The sequence below is a fragment of the Streptomyces sp. NPDC007872 genome (genome assembly GCF_042868165.1).
Taxonomy (GTDB): domain Bacteria; phylum Actinomycetota; class Actinomycetes; order Streptomycetales; family Streptomycetaceae; genus Streptomyces.
Genome location: NZ_JBIAEA010000011.1, coordinates 1 through 13,914 on the forward strand (window position 1 = coordinate 1; position 13,914 = coordinate 13,914).

Sequence of the window (13,914 nt, forward strand, 5' to 3'; positions counted from 1 at the left end):
TCAGGATCGAGAAGTCCACCGCCAGCATGAACTGCGCCACCAGCAGCACACCCAGCGTCAACCGCATCCGCGGCGTCAACACCCCGCCCGAACCCCTACCGGACTCCCCACCGGCAGGACCGGCAGGACCGGCAGAACCGGCACCATCGGAAGCATCCACCTTCGGACCCACCGGCCCCGAAGACGACGCCTCCCCCACCACACCATCGACAACAGACATGACAACTCCCTCCGGGGACGAGCGGAAACCGCGACGAAGGAATCGTGTGACGGGAGCCGCCGCGTACCCAGACCCCAATCGGGACCCCCCGCCCGCTGACGGGTCGCGCCCTGGGTGGTCATGACGTGACCACCCAACCGGGGAAGCGACCGCGCGGCGGCTTCGTTGCACAGGAAGGCACCGCCACCGCACCGCACCGCACCGCCACCGCACCGATCGACCGGAAGGGCACGTCATGCGCGACTTCTCCGAGCTGAGCGACTTCCTCCGCAGCCGCCGGGCCGCCCTGACCCCCGAGGAGATCGGGCTCCCGCAACTGGCGGAGCGCCGCCGGGTCCCCGGGCTGCGCCGCGAGGAGGTCGCCCTGGCGGCGGGCCTGAGCGTCACGCACTACACCCGGCTCGAACAGGGCCGCACCCAGCAGGTGTCCGACTCCGTCCTGGAGGCGATCGCCCGCACCCTGCGCCTGACCCCCGACGAGCACTCCCACCTCATGGACCTGGCCCGGCCGGAGAAGTCCGCGTCCCGGCGGGCCCCGGCCGCGCGGCCCGAGTGCGCCGACCACGGGGTCCGCCAGCTCATCGACACCTTCGCCGACACCCCGGCGCTCGTCCTCGACCGGCGCAACGACGTCCTCGCCTGGAACGCCATGGGCCACCTCCTCCTGGCCATGCACCTGGACGCCGACGCGCCCGACCACCCCGCCACCCGGCCCAACCTGACCCGGATGCTCTTCCTGGACGAGCGCGTCCGCGACCTGTACCCGCGCTGGCACGACGAGGCCCAGCTCGCGGTGGCGTCCCTGCGCCTGGTCGCGGGCCGCCACCCCCACGACAAGCGGCTCGCCGAGCTGGTCGGCGAACTCATCCTGAACAGCGAGGACTTCGCCGCCCGCTGGGCGCGCCACCCGGTGCGCACCTGTGTCGCGGGAGTCAAGGAGATCGACCACCCGCTCGCCGGCCCGATGGAGCTCTCCTTCCAGAGCCTCCTGGTCCCCGGCGCGTCCGGGCAGCGCATGATCGCCTACACCGCCCAGGTCGGGACGGGGTCGGAGGCGGCCCTCCGGCTCCTCGCCGCCACGCTCCAGGTGCCGCACGCGACCTGAGGGACTTGCCAAAGCCGCCCGCCGTCCCCGCCGCCCGCGCGGACGGCCGGGCCCGGCCGGACTAACGTCGCTCCGCGGTGCCGCCCGCCCGCCGGTCTCTCCCCCCGGCGGGCCGGGCGCCGCAGCCCGTCCGGCCGTCCGCTCCGCGCGGAGGCGCCGGCCCCCGTCCGTCCCAGCGACCGCGCACCGCTCCGGTGCGCCCATGCCGAGGAGAACGCATGCCCCTGGCGCTTCTGGCCCTTGCCATAGGTGCCTTCGGCATCGGAACGACAGAGTTCGTGGCCACCGGCATCCTGCCGCAGGTGGCGGAGACCTATGACGTTTCGATCCCGTCGGCCGGGTACCTGGTCACGTCCTACGCCATCGGCGTGGTCGTCGGTGCCCCCGTCATGACCCTCCTGGGCACCAGGACCTCCAGGAAGACGATGCTCGCCCTGCTCATGGGCGTCTTCGTCGCCGGGAACGCGCTCTGCGCGGTGGCGCCGGACTTCCCGGTCCTCCTCCTCGGCCGGGTGCTCGCCTCCTTCACCCACGGCGCCTTCTTCGGCATCGGCTCGGTCGTGGCGGCGGACCTCGTGGCCCCGCACCGCCGCGCCTCCGCCATCTCCATGATGTTCGCCGGACTGACCGTCGCGAACGTCGCGGGCGTCCCGCTGGGCACCCTGGTCGGGCAGGCGGCCGGATGGCGGGTCACCTTCGTCCTCATCGCGGGCCTCGGCGTCCTGGGGATCCTCGGGATCCTCCGCTTCGTCCCGGCCGACCGGCGCCCCGAAGCGGTCTCCGTCTCCAGCGAGTTGACCGCCCTGCGCAATCCGCAGGTCGTCCTCGCGATGCTCATGACCGTCCTGGGGTTCGGCGGGGTCTTCGCCGCCGTCACCTACATCGCGCCGATCCTGACCGAGGTGGCGTCCTTCTCCGCGTCCTCGGTCCCCTGGGTCCTCGCCGTCTTCGGCTGCGGCCTGGTGCTCGGCAACGTCGTCGGCGGCAGGCTCGCCGACAGGTGGCTCATGCCGATGCTCTGCACCGCCCTGACGCTGCTCTCCGCGACCCTCCTCCTCTTCTCCTACGTGGCCTCCCACCAGGTCGCCGCCGTGGTCCTGACCTTCCTGGTCGGGGTGTTCGGGTTCGCGACCGTGCCGCCCCTGCAGAAGCGGGTGCTCGACAACGCGGCGGGGGCGCCGACCCTGGCGTCCTCCCTCAACATCGGCGCCTTCAACCTCGGCAACGCCGTCGCCGCCTGGCTGGGCGGCCTCACCATCACCGCCGGCCTCGGCTACGCCTCCGCCCACACGGTCGGAGCGGTCATGGCCGCGGCGGCGCTGCTCACCGCCCTCCTCTCCGGCCGTCTGGAGGCGCGGCAGAAGCGCGCCGCCCTCCGGCCCGTCCCGCTGCCGGAGACCGTCCGACCCGAAGGAGCCCTCGACCGTGCTTCGTGAAGCGACCGACTCCCTGGTGCGCGACGCCTTCTCCCGGATCGCCTCGACCGTGGCCGTGGTCGGCGTCGCGCACGGGGGCGCCCTCCACGCGATGACCGTGACCTCGTTCGCGTCCCTCTCGATGGACCCGCCCCGGCTCCTCGTCTGCGTGGCGAAGACCGCCCGCACCCACGCGGCGCTCGCCGCGCGCTCCGCGTTCGCCCTGAACGTGCTGGCCGAGTGCCAGGAGGGGCCGGCGCTCAGGTTCGCCACCTCCGGCGGGCCCGCGTACACGGGTGAGGACCTCCAGCTCGTCGGCGGGGTCCCCGTCGTCCCGGACGCGGCGGTCACCCTGCTCTGCCACAAGGAGAAGGCGCACGACGAGGGCGACCACGACATCGTCGTCGCCCGGATCACCGCGGTGCACCTCACGGACTCCTCCCCGCTGCTCCACCACCGCAGGGCCTTCACGGCGGTCGGCACCCCCCGCGCGGACCGCCGCCCGCTGACGGCGTAGCGCCCGGACCGGCCCGGAGGACCCCCGCCCCCGGTCGACCTGCCGGTCGACCCCCCGGTTGACCTCCCGAACCGGAGCCGCCTAGCGTCGGCGGTCCGACGGGGGCGAGCGCGTGGGAGGTGGCCCGGTGGCCGACGGGATCGAGAGGCTGACGGCCGACGGGGCGCCCTTCGCCGTCGCGGACGGGACGTACGCCCACGGGCCGCGCACCCTGCGGGAGTTCGTGGAGGCGACCTGGGGCTACGGCGACCGGACGTTCCTCGTGCACGAGGGGACGCGGACGACCTACCGGGAGTTCTTCGACGAGGCCTGCGGGCTCGCCCGGCGGCTCCTCGGCGAGTACGGGCTCGTGCCCGGGGACCGGGTCGTCGTCGCCCTGCGGAACCTGCCCGCCTGGCAGGTCGCCTTCTGGGCCGCCCAGCTCGCCGGACTCGTCGCCGTACCGCTCAACGCCTGGTGGACCGAGGACGAGTGCGCGTACGCCCTCGACGACTGCGCGCCCCGCGCGCTGCTGGTCGACGGGGAGCGGGTCGGGCGGGTACGGGCGTGGGCCCGGGAGCGGAAGGTGCCCGGGATCGTCTTCCACGGCCCGGCCGAGGAGGGCTTCGCCGCGTACGTCCCCGACCGCGACCCGTACCTCGGGCCGCCGCCCGTCGACGTGCTCCCCGAGCACGACTCCACGATCGTCTACACCTCCGGCACCACCGGCCGCCCCAAGGGCGCCGTCGCCACCCACCTCGCGCAGGCCGGGGCCGCGATGAACCCCCGGTACTTCGCCGCCGCGGCGGCCCTCGCGCGCGGGGACGTGCCCGGCACCGGGCCCGCGCCCGTGTCCCTGACCACGTTCCCCTTCTTCCACGTCGCCGCCTTCACCTCGTTCTACGGCGTCATGGCGGCCGGCGGGACCCTGGTGACGATGCGGAAGTGGGACGCCGGGGAGGCCCTCCGGCTGATCCGGGAGCACCGCGTCACCCACTACGCCGGAGTGCCCACCACCGCCCTCCAACTCCTCGCACGCGCCCGGAGCGAGGCCGACCCGCTGGAGAGCCTGACCCTGCTCAGCACCGGCGGCGCCCCCGCCCCGCCCGGGATCGTCGCCGGGCTCGCGGAGGCGTACGGGGAGCGGGTCGAGCCCCGCAACGGCTACGGGCTCACCGAGACCTGCGGCGGGGTCCTGGCGAACTTCGGCGCCGAGTACCGCGCCCACCCCGGCAGCGCCGGCCGGCCCTCGCCCGTCACCGGGGTGCGGATCGACCGGCCCGACGCGGAGGGCGTGGGGGAGCTGTGGCTGCGCGGGCAGTCCCTGGTCCGCGGGTACTGGGGGGACGAGGAGGCCACCCGCGCCGCCTTCACCGAGGACGGCTGGTTCCGGACCGGGGACCTCGCGCGCGTGGACGCGGACGGGCGGGTCTCCGTCGTCGACCGGCTCACCGACATGGTGATCCGGGGCGGCGAGAACGTGTACTGCGTCGAGGTCGAGGACGCCCTGCACGCGCACCCGGACGTCCTCGACGCCGCCGTGCTCGGCGTCCCCCACCCGCTCCTCGGCGAGGAGGTCGTGGCCGTCGTGCGGCTGCGGCCCGGCGCGGCGCCGGACGCGGAGGCGCTGCGGGCGCACGTCGGCGGGCGCCTCGCCGCCTTCAAGGTGCCGTCCCGCGTCCTCGTACGGGAGGAGGAGCTGCCCCGGAACCCGACGGGGAAGATCCTCAAGCGGGAGCTGAGGGGGTGGTTCGAAGACCGGGAGGCGCTCAGTTCCGGGTGACGCGGACCCGGTACGTGCCGTCCGCGTCCTCGTCCAGGACCGTGATCCGGATGCCGTTCGCGCGGTCCGTGAAGCTCTCGCCCGGCCCGTACGGCGCGTCCGACAGCTCCGCGTGGACGTTGGCGCGGCGCGTGCAGCCGCCGCTCGCCCGCGCGCTGTCGGCGACGGTCACCGGGCCGTGGCCGGTGTCGACGTCGGACTCGACCCGGTAGACGAGGACGCCCGTGTCGCACACGGCCGCGTCGTTGCCGCCCGGGCCGCGCACCTCGATGGCGTACCCGGAGGTGCCGGAGAGGGGGACGAAGGCGAGTTTGTGGCCGCCGGGGTCGGCGAGCGGGGTGAGGGCGTACTCGGTGGTGCCGGTGGCGGAGGCGCAGCTCACCTGCTCGTTGTCGAGCCAGCCCAGCTTCCACTTGTGCCAGCCGAGCAGGTCGTTGTTGGCCCCCCAGTCCTCGGACATGATGTCCCAGTGCCCGACGGAGCCGCCGCCGTCGGCGGTGTAGAGGTCGGGCAGGCCGAAGACGTGGCCGTTCTCGTGCGGCAGGACCCGGTAGCCGGTCTCCGCGAAGCTGCCGGAGCCGTCGTCCTGGCGGCTGTAGACGAAGGACGTGTTGGCCAGCGGCACGCCGTCGGCGTACGGGGCGTCGTCGTTGCCGGAGAAGGTCACGGACAGGACGGTGTCGAGGGCCGAGGGCCCGGCGTTCGGCGTCACCAGGACGTTGACCAGGTCGTACGCGCTGAAGTCCACGCGCTCGTCGGCCGCCTTCACGATGTCCTCGACCAGGGAGCGGTAGCCCGGCTCGTAGGGGGAGCCGCGCTCGATCCCGTACGCGGAGAACGCCCGGGGCATCCGCAGCCAGTCGGGTATCGGGGCTTCGGCGCGGTAGTGCAGGCGGCCGTACGAGCTGACGCGGAACCAGTCGGCGGTCTGCGGGAAGAACTCGCGGAAGCGGCTCATCGCCGTGCCGTCGCCGACGGCGTCCGGGAAGTCGACCATCAGGTTGAGGGCCCTGACGAGGCCCGTGGAGCGCACGTACCCCGGCGCGGTGGGCAGCCCCTCCGACATCTGCACGCCCAGCGTCGTGGCGATGCGGCACGGCGCCAACCGGGCGCTGCTCGACGCGGTGGCCACGGGCCCCGCCGAGGCCCGGACGGGCTCGGGGAGGGTGGTGCTCGCGGAGGCGAGCAGGGTCAGCGAGAGCGTCGTGGTCGCCGCCAGGGCGACGGGTCTGCGTATCCGTCGGCGGGGGTGCTGCATGCGTCGCCTCTCCGGTGGGGGCAGGTCGGCGGACGGGTCCCTTTCCGCGTGCGGGCGGGACCCGTGCTGTGCGATCAGCCTGTGACGGGCGGTCCGGGCGCGCGCGCCGGGTGGCCCGATCGTGGGTATTCCGTGAAACGAGGCGTATGTGACTGGGGTCACAGATCTGGCCGGAAATAACCGGGGAGCGCGTCCCCGTTTACGCCTGTGTCGAGAGAAGTGGGGAACCTTTCCCCGGATGTGCTCGACCCGCAGGACCGGGCCCCGCAGAACCGGGCCCGGCCCGGCAGACCCGACAGACCCGATGACCCCGTGATTCCGAGGAGGACGTGACGTGACCAGTGACACCGGCACCGCGCCCGCCCGCCGCGCACCCCGGCCCCGGGCCGACGCCCTGCGCAACCGCGAGCGGATCGTGACGGCGGCCCGCGAGATGTTCGTCGAGTTCGGCGCCCAGGTGCCGTACGACGAGATCGCCCGCCGCGCCGGCGTCGGCAACGCCACGCTCTACCGGAACTTCCCCGAGCGCGACGACCTCGTCCGCGAGGTCGTCCTCTCGCTCCTGGCCCGCGTCACCGAGCTCGCCGAGCGGGCCGCCGCGGAGGAGGACGACACCTTCGCCGCCCTCCGGCGCTTCGTCCACGGCGCCGCCGACGAGCGCGTCGGCGCCCTCTGCCCCATGCTCGACGGAGGCTTCGACAAGGACCATCCCGACCTGGTGGCCGAGCGCGAGCGGCTCGAAGAGGCCGTCCAGGGCCTCGTCGACCGGGCGCAGCGGGCCGGCCGGCTCCGCACCGACGTCGGCGTCGGGGACCTGATGGTGGCGGTCTCCCAGCTCACCCGCCCGCTGCCGGGCACCGCCTGCGCCGCCTTCGCCCCGTTCGTCCGCCGCCACCTGCAGTTGTTCCTCGACGGCCTGGAGGCGCCCGCGCGCTCCGAGCTGCCCGGGACGGCCGTGACCCTGGAGGACCTGAGACGCGACTCCTGCCCGTCGTGACCCCTCCGTAGGCCCTCCTGCGGGACGCCCCCCTCCCCGGGCGCCCGCACAGACTTACGTCCCTTTTCAGTCAGTACGCACCAAGAGGTGGCTCCACCCATGCCGAAAATCGCCGACAGCCCCGCGCGCACCGCGCTCACGCCCGACCCCGGGCGCTGGAAGGCCCTGGTCTTCATCGCCCTCGCCCAGCTCATGGTCGTCCTCGACGCGACGATCGTGAACATCGCCCTGCCCTCCGCCCAGCAGGACCTCGGGATCTCGGACGGCAACCGGCAGTGGGTCATCACCGCCTACGCCCTCGCCTTCGGCGGACTCCTCCTCTTCGGCGGCCGCATCGCCGACCTGTGGGGCCGCAAGCGCACCTTCATCGTCGGCCTGGCCGGCTTCGCCGCCGCCTCCGCCCTCGGCGGGGCCGCGACCGGCGAGGCCATGATGCTCGGCGCCCGCGCGCTCCAGGGCGCCTTCGGCGCGCTCCTCGCGCCCGCCGCGCTCTCGCTGCTCGCCGTGACCTTCACCGACGCCAAGGAGCGCGCCAAGGCCTTCGGCATCTACGGCGCGATCGCCGGCGGCGGCGGCGCCGTGGGCCTGATCCTCGGCGGCTTCCTCACCGAGTACCTGAACTGGCGCTGGACCTTCTTCGTCAACATCCCGTTCGCCGTGGTCGCCGCCGTCGGCGCGTACCTCGTCGTCCGCGAGCCGGCGGACGGCCGCAACCGCTCCCCGCTCGACGTCCCCGGCGTCATCCTGTCCACCCTGGGCCTGGTCGCCCTCGTGTACGGCTTCACCCGCGCCGAGTCCGAGGGCTGGAGCGACGCCGGCACGATCGGCCTCTTCGTCGGCTCCGCCGTGCTGCTCCTGGCCTTCGTGGTCACCGAGTCGCGCGTGAAGTCCCCGCTGCTCCCGCTGCGCGTCCTGGCCGACCGCAACCGCGGCGGCGTCTACCTGTCGCTCGGCCTCGCCGTCATCGCGATGTTCGGCCTGTTCCTCTTCCTGACGTACTACCTCCAGGTCGTGAAGGGGTACTCGCCGGTCAGGACGGGCTTCGCGTTCCTGCCGATGATCGTGGGCATGATCACGGGCTCGACCCAGATCGGCGCGCGCCTGATGACCCGCGTCCCGCCGCGCCTGCTGATGGCCCCGGGCTTCCTGGCCGCCGCCGTCGGCATGCTGCTCCTGACCCGGTTGGAGATCGGCACCTCGTACGCCGGTCTGATCCTGCCCGCGCAGCTCCTGCTCGGCCTGGGCATGGGCACCGCGTTCATGCCGGCGATGTCGCTCGCGACGCACGGCGTGGACCCGCGCGACGCCGGCGTGGCCTCCGCGATGGTCAACACCTCGCAGCAGGTCGGCGGCGCCATCGGCACCGCCCTCCTGAACACGATCGCGGCCTCGGCCACCACCGCCTACCTGACCGGCCACGCGGCCGGCGCCACCACCCCGGCCGCCCAGAGGCTGCTCCAGCTCCAGGGCATGGTCGAGGGGTACGCGGCGGCCATCTGGTGGGCGGTCGGCATCCTGGCCGTCTCGGCCGCGATCGCCTTCGCGTTCATCACCACCGGGAAGCCGGGGAGCGGCGTGGTCGCCGGGTCCGGCACGGGTGCGGACGACGAGGTGAGGATCCCGGTCGTCGCCCACTGACCGCCAGAGACCCCCGTGTCCCTGCCCTGGCCCCGCGCACTCAGCGGAGCCAGGGCAGGTCCGCGTCCGGGTCCGTCGGTTCGAGGCCCTCGGCCATCACCCGCATGATCTCGCCGAGCTGCCTCACCTGCTCCGCGGAGAGCCGGTCGAACAGGGCCTGGCGCACGGCCGCCACGTGGCCCGGCGCGTTCCGCCGGAGGACCTCCATGCCCTCGTCCGTGAGCCGGGCGAACTGGCCGCGCTTGTCGGAGCGGCAGTTCTCGCGCCGCACCCAGCCGTTCTTCTCCAGGCGCGCCACGGCGTGGGAGAGCCGGGAGCGGGTGATCTTGGCGTCCTTGGCGAGTTCGGTCATCCGCATGCGGCGCCGGGGCGCCTGGGAGAGGTGGACGAGCAGGCCGTAGTAGACGTGCGGCATCCCGGCGTCGCGCTGCAACTGGCGGTCGAGGTGGTCCTCCAGGAGCGTGGTGGCGTGGAGGTAGGCGCGCCAGACGTGGTGTTCCTCGTCGGTGAGCCAGCGCGGTTCGGTCATGTCTCCCATGGTTCCCATCGTACGACTCATTCTTGAAAGTTGAACTAAGTCGGCTTATGCTGCGAACGATGAGCTTGAAGTTTCAATGAATCGGGAACGCGAAGGAGCCAGAGGTGGTCGCCATGGATGCCACGGACGCCGTGCGGGAGCGGATGCCCGCCCTCTACCTGTCCCACGGGGCCCCGCCGCTCGCCGACGATCCCGTCTGGCCCGGCCAACTGGCCGCCTGGTCCGCCGGCCTCCCGCGCCCGAAGGCGGTCCTCGTGGTCTCCGCCCACTGGGAGGAGGCCCCGCTCGCCCTCGGCGCCACCGAGACCGTCCCCCTCGTGTACGACTTCTGGGGCTTCCCCGAGCACTACTACCGGGTCGGGTACGCGGCCCCCGGCGCGCCCGCGCTCGCCGAGAGCGTCCGCAAGCTGCTCCGCGCGCCCGGCACGCCCGTGCAGGACGTCCCCGACCGGGGGCTCGACCACGGCGCGTACGTGCCGCTCGTCGAGATGTTCCCGGACGCCGACGTCCCCGTGCTCCAGATCTCCCTGCCCACCCTCGACCCGCGCCGCCTCATGGACGTCGGGCGCCGGCTCGCCCCGCTGCGCGACGAGGGCGTCCTGATCGTGGGCAGCGGCTTCTTCACCCACAACCTGGCCGCGCTCCGGCACCCCGGGGGCGGCGTGCCCGGCTGGTCCGCCGAGTTCGACGCCTGGGGCCACGAGGCCCTCGCCGCGCGGGACGTGGACGCCCTCCTCGACTTCGCGCACGCGTCGCCCGCCGGACGCCTCGCCCACCCCCGCACCGAACACTTCGCCCCCCTCTTCGTCACCCTGGGCGCGGCGGACGCGGCCGGGGACCTGGACACGGAGCGGTCGGTGATCGACGGCTTCTGGATGGGCCTGGCCAAGCGGTCCGTGCAGTTCGGGTAGTCGTCCGGGTGGTCAGCGGAACACCGGCGCGTTCAGCTCGACCGAGCGGACGGCGGCCGCGAGCGCGAGCGGACCGCCCACGTCGAGCGCCGTGTCCGTGAACTTGATCGTGTGGTCGTCGCCGTGCGCCGCCGCCCGCGCGAAGACCTCCTCGGGGGTCAGGGAGGTCGCCTCGTACGGGGCGGCCTCCACCGGGGCGTAGGCGGCGGTCACCGCGGCCGACGCCGCCCAGGCCGCCGACAGGCTCGGCGCCCACAGCACGCGGGGGAGCGCGGGCAGGGCGCGCAGGACCGCGTTCGGCGCGGTCGCCGCGTGCACCAGCATGGTCGGCTCGCCGTGGCCGTGGGTGGCGTACCGGTGCGTCGCCGCCGCCACCAGCTCCGTCAGGCGCGCCCTCGCCGTGTCCGGGTCCGGCGCGTCGCCCCACGCGGGAAAGGCCGTGAGCTGCGCGAGCCGGTGCCGGATCCCGCCGTCCTGCTCCGGAACCGGCGGTACGGCGTCGAGCGCGGCCGCCGCCGACGGCGCGGCGGCCAGCGGGGCGAGCGGCGGGAGCGGCTGGTGACGGGCCGCCCAGTAGCCGAGGGCGTGCGCCAGCTCGGCGAGGCGGGGACCGCTGTCCGCGTCGCCCCCGGGGGACGCGAGCAGGGTCCGTACGGCGTGACCCGTGCGGATCACCGGGTGCGTCGCCCCGGCCGCGATCCCCGGGAGCAGCCGGGGCCACCACTCGGCCAGCACCCCCCGCCAGGGGCGCTCGGCCAGCTCCCGGGCGAAGAACCGGGTCCAGTCGGTGATCCGGGCCGGGTCGCCGAGCGCCTCGCGCCAGCCGTCCGCCGTGACGGGGGCGTACGGGGGCGGCGGCTCCTCCAGCTTGTCCGCGTAGTGGTCCAGCCAGCGGTGCACGGAGGCGGCCTGCCCGTGGCGGACCAGCGCCTCCACGGCCATCGGGGCGTGGTTGGTCAGCCAGCCGTCGCGCTCGGGCCCGGAGGCGTGGAGCCGTTCGAGGGCCTCGTCCAAGGTGCCGGTGGTGTCGGTCATGGGCCGACGGTAGGACGGGGGAGGAGGGCGGCGGAACGGGCGCGGGACCTAGTCCCGGGGGCTCCGGAGACCTAGGTCGCGTCCGGTGCGCCAGGGCCGGTGCGTCACGACCGGGGCCCGCCGCCCCGTCACCGTCCTCCCCCGGGCAACCACCCGCCCCCGCCCCGCGTCTGAAGGGGTGGCGCCGCATGTGATCGCGGTCTCACCGACAGTGCGGTCGAGGACTCCCGCGAGGGGCGCCGCACCACCCTCCGCGTCCGGTCTGACCTGCGACTCCGCGGGCCCCGACGGCATGCCCGCAGGGGCGGGAGCCGCGCAGGATACTGCATGATCGCGAAAATCCCTGTGCCGGGTGGGAATTCTGTCCTGATTCCAGTCGTTGTTTCCGTCGGATGCAGGGCACCCGAAAGGGTGTCGTGACCTACTCAGCAAGGGAGCACGCATGGCAACCCGTGCCGTCGCCCGCCGTCGGACCTCCGCCCAGAGCGGGGCAGAGCGGGCGAGCAGCGTTCGCGCCGTGGGCGGGGAGATCGCCGACCGCGACCTGGTCGGCATGTACCTCGACGAGATCGCGCGCACGCCCCTGCTCGACGCCGCCAAGGAGGTCGAGCTCTCCCAGACGATCGAGGCCGGGGTCTACGCCCAGCAGATACTCGACGGCGAGGTGGACAGTGAGGCGGGCGGCGCGTCCCGCGAGGAGCTCGAGGCGCTGGCCGCCGAGGGCGAGCATGCCAAGGACCTCTTCATCAAGTCCAACCTGCGCCTCGTGGTGGCCGTCGCCCGGCGCTACCCGCGCAGCGGGCTTCCCCTGCTCGACCTGATCCAGGAGGGGAACGCGGGCCTGGTGCGCGCGGTCGAGAAGTTCGACTACGCGAAGGGCTTCAAGTTCTCCACGTACGCCACGTGGTGGATCCGGCAGGCCATCACCCGCTCCATCGCCGACCAGTCCCGCACCATCCGGCTCCCCGTCCACCTGGTGGAGGAGCTTGGCCGGATCCGGCGCGTGCAGCGCGAGTTCAACCGGGAGCACGGGCGCGAGCCCGAGCCCGCGGAGATCGCCGCCGAGCTCGGCTCGACGCCGGAGCGGGTCGTCGACGTCATGGACTGGGCGCGCGACCCCGTCTCGCTGAACATGTCGGTGGACGACGAGGGCGAGACCCAGTTCGGCGACCTGCTCGAGGACACCTCGGCGATCTCGCCGGAGCAGTCGGTGCTCACGCTGCTGCGCAGCGAGGAGCTCGACGACCTCATCGCCAAACTGGACCACCGCACGGCCTCGATCATCCGCATGCGGTACGGCATCGAGGACGGGCGCGAGCGGACGCTGACCGAGGTCGGCAAGGAGCACGGCCTGACCCGCGAGCGGATCCGCCAGATCGAGAAGCACGCGCTCCTGGAACTGAAGAAGATGGCCCGCGACACGGGCTTCGACGCGGTGGCCTAGCGCTTTTCCGCGGTGGCCCGGATCCTTTCCGCGGTCGGCCGGGGCCCGGGGACGGCCGTGTCCCCGGGCCCCGGCCGCCGTGTCTACTCCCGCACCGACGCCGCCAGGCGCCCCGCCAGGTCCTCCACGTACGCCCGCAGGGGCTCCGGGCCGTGGACGGTGAAGGGGGCGTCGACCAGGGCCAGGCGGAGCGCCAGCCACTCGACCGAGTCGGCGGCGCGGGCGCGCAGCCGGCAGGTGACCGGGCCCGTCGGGGCCGGGACCAGATGGGCCGGGAGCCGGGCCGTCACGAAGTCGGCCGGGGCCTCGAAGGAGACGTCCAGGTCCAGCTCCGGCTGCGACCGGGCCATCGAGCGGGTGAGCATCTGCGCCGCGTCGCCCGCCGGCAGCTCGCGCGGGGCGAAGCGGGCCCCGGTGGCCAGCGGGTCGCTGACCCGGTCGACCCGGAAGGTGCGCCAGTCCTCGCGCCCCAGGTCGTACGCGACGAGGTACCAGCGGTGCCCGGTGGAGACCAGCCGGTAGGGCTCGACCAGGCGCTTCGTCTCGGCGCCGTCGCCCGCCCGGTAGCCGAAGCGCAGCTTCTCCCGCCCGGTGACCGCGCCCGCGAGCGCGGTCAGGGTGACGGGCGCGACCGTGGCGCCGTCGCCCCTGGTCAGCGGGATCGTCGCGTTCTGGAGGGTGGAGACCCGGTGCCGCAGCCGGGTGGGAAGGACCTGTTCCAGCTTCGCCAGGGCCCGTACGGACGCCTCCTCGACGCCCTCGATGGCGTGCCCGGCCCCGGCGCGCAGGCCGACCGCGATGGCGACGGCCTCCTCGTCGTCGAGGAGCAACGGCGGCAGGGCCGTACCGGCGACGAGGCGGTAGCCGCCCACCGCGCCCAGGGTCGCCTCGACCGGATAGCCGAGGTCGCGGAGCCGGTCGATGTCGCGGCGGATGGTGCGCGGGGAGACCGAGAGGCGTTCGGCGAGTTCGCTTCCGGGCCACTCGCGCGGGGTCTGGAGGAGCGAGAGCAGGTTCAGGAGTCGTGCCGGGGTGTCCGTCATGCCGTCCAGGATGCGGCGCATCTAGGACACG

The 13,914-nt window shown here is 74.0% G+C and carries 12 protein-coding genes and 1 pseudogene; 8 read left to right on the plus strand and 5 right to left on the minus strand.

From position 1 onward, the window contains the following. Nucleotides 1–220, minus strand: a pseudogene (locus ACFYNX_RS30105) (hypothetical protein); the annotation flags it as partial. Between the two features lie 235 nt (nt 221–455). Between ACFYNX_RS30105 and ACFYNX_RS30110 the strand changes: the two are divergent. From ACFYNX_RS30110 to ACFYNX_RS30125, 4 genes are all read left to right on the plus strand, one after another. Further along, nucleotides 456–1,325 carry a helix-turn-helix transcriptional regulator gene (locus ACFYNX_RS30110; RefSeq protein WP_365545255.1) on the plus strand — a complete coding sequence of 290 codons (870 nt, stop codon included), beginning with the start codon at nt 456–458 and terminating at the stop codon, nt 1,323–1,325. A 218-nt stretch (nt 1,326–1,543) separates the two neighbouring features. After that, a complete protein-coding gene (locus ACFYNX_RS30115; RefSeq protein WP_388665873.1) occupies nt 1,544–2,761 on the plus strand; it encodes an MFS transporter in 1,218 nt (405 codons plus the stop codon). Beyond that, a complete protein-coding gene (locus tag ACFYNX_RS30120) occupies nt 2,751–3,257 on the plus strand; it encodes a flavin reductase family protein (RefSeq protein WP_388665876.1) in 507 nt (168 codons plus the stop codon). Before ACFYNX_RS30115 ends, ACFYNX_RS30120 begins: the two co-directional genes overlap by 11 nt. 127 nt (nt 3,258–3,384) lie before the next feature. After that, the gene (locus tag ACFYNX_RS30125; RefSeq protein ID WP_388665879.1) at nt 3,385–5,019 is read left to right on the plus strand and encodes a class I adenylate-forming enzyme family protein; all 1,635 of its coding nucleotides are present in this window, start codon (nt 3,385–3,387) and stop codon (nt 5,017–5,019) included. On the opposite strand, the gene ACFYNX_RS30130 is transcribed toward ACFYNX_RS30125, so the two are convergent. Continuing rightward, nucleotides 5,006–6,277, minus strand: coding sequence for a M6 family metalloprotease domain-containing protein (locus tag ACFYNX_RS30130; protein WP_388665882.1), 1,272 nt, complete (start codon nt 6,275–6,277; stop codon nt 5,006–5,008). The two genes, ACFYNX_RS30125 and ACFYNX_RS30130, sit on opposite strands and share 14 nt — an antisense overlap. 334 nt (nt 6,278–6,611) lie before the next feature. Between ACFYNX_RS30130 and ACFYNX_RS30135 the strand changes: the two genes are divergently transcribed. Further along, nucleotides 6,612–7,274, plus strand: a complete 663-nt coding sequence (locus ACFYNX_RS30135; protein ID WP_388665885.1) for a TetR/AcrR family transcriptional regulator — start codon at nt 6,612–6,614, stop codon at nt 7,272–7,274. 99 nt (nt 7,275–7,373) lie between these two features. Continuing rightward, entirely contained in the window at nt 7,374–8,912 is a 1,539-nt protein-coding gene (locus ACFYNX_RS30140; RefSeq protein WP_365545238.1) for an MFS transporter, read from the plus strand. A 40-nt stretch (nt 8,913–8,952) separates the two neighbouring features. On the opposite strand, the gene ACFYNX_RS30145 is transcribed toward ACFYNX_RS30140, so the two are convergent. Further along, nucleotides 8,953–9,459 (minus strand): MarR family winged helix-turn-helix transcriptional regulator, encoded by a 507-nt coding sequence (locus ACFYNX_RS30145; protein WP_388665888.1) that lies wholly within the window; start codon nt 9,457–9,459, stop codon nt 8,953–8,955. Between the two features lie 104 nt (nt 9,460–9,563). Here ACFYNX_RS30145 and ACFYNX_RS30150 point away from each other — a divergent pair, with 104 nt between their 5' ends. Next, a complete protein-coding gene (locus ACFYNX_RS30150) occupies nt 9,564–10,361 on the plus strand; it encodes a class III extradiol ring-cleavage dioxygenase (RefSeq protein WP_365545232.1) in 798 nt (265 codons plus the stop codon). 12 nt (nt 10,362–10,373) lie between these two features. Here the strand turns inward: ACFYNX_RS30150 and ACFYNX_RS30155 are convergent, their stop codons facing one another. Next, nucleotides 10,374–11,396 carry a questin oxidase family protein gene (locus ACFYNX_RS30155; RefSeq protein WP_388665891.1) on the minus strand — a complete coding sequence of 341 codons (1,023 nt, stop codon included), beginning with the start codon at nt 11,394–11,396 and terminating at the stop codon, nt 10,374–10,376. Nucleotides 11,397–11,838: 442 nt separating this feature from the next. Here ACFYNX_RS30155 and ACFYNX_RS30160 point away from each other — a divergent pair, with 442 nt between their 5' ends. Beyond that, nucleotides 11,839–12,840, plus strand: a complete 1,002-nt coding sequence (locus ACFYNX_RS30160; protein WP_388665894.1) for an RNA polymerase sigma factor RpoD/SigA — start codon at nt 11,839–11,841, stop codon at nt 12,838–12,840. Nucleotides 12,841–12,923: 83 nt separating this feature from the next. On the opposite strand, the gene ACFYNX_RS30165 is transcribed toward ACFYNX_RS30160, so the two are convergent. Continuing rightward, the gene (locus ACFYNX_RS30165) at nt 12,924–13,883 is read right to left on the minus strand and encodes a helix-turn-helix transcriptional regulator (RefSeq protein ID WP_388665897.1); all 960 of its coding nucleotides are present in this window, start codon (nt 13,881–13,883) and stop codon (nt 12,924–12,926) included. Nucleotides 13,884–13,914 lie beyond the last annotated feature (31 nt).

Coding starts and splice junctions, on each gene's coding strand:
- ACFYNX_RS30160 (WP_388665894.1), top strand. CDS start 11,839: ATGGCAACCCGTGCCGTCGCCCGCCGTCGGACCTCCGCCCAGAGCGGG.
- ACFYNX_RS30165 (WP_388665897.1), bottom strand. CDS start 13,883: ATGACGGACACCCCGGCACGACTCCTGAACCTGCTCTCGCTCCTCCAG.
- ACFYNX_RS30145 (WP_388665888.1), bottom strand. CDS start 9,459: ATGGGAACCATGGGAGACATGACCGAACCGCGCTGGCTCACCGACGAG.
- ACFYNX_RS30155 (WP_388665891.1), bottom strand. CDS start 11,396: ATGACCGACACCACCGGCACCTTGGACGAGGCCCTCGAACGGCTCCAC.
- ACFYNX_RS30130 (WP_388665882.1), bottom strand. CDS start 6,277: ATGCAGCACCCCCGCCGACGGATACGCAGACCCGTCGCCCTGGCGGCG.
- ACFYNX_RS30110 (WP_365545255.1), top strand. CDS start 456: ATGCGCGACTTCTCCGAGCTGAGCGACTTCCTCCGCAGCCGCCGGGCC.
- ACFYNX_RS30140 (WP_365545238.1), top strand. CDS start 7,374: ATGCCGAAAATCGCCGACAGCCCCGCGCGCACCGCGCTCACGCCCGAC.
- ACFYNX_RS30150 (WP_365545232.1), top strand. CDS start 9,564: ATGGATGCCACGGACGCCGTGCGGGAGCGGATGCCCGCCCTCTACCTG.
- ACFYNX_RS30115 (WP_388665873.1), top strand. CDS start 1,544: ATGCCCCTGGCGCTTCTGGCCCTTGCCATAGGTGCCTTCGGCATCGGA.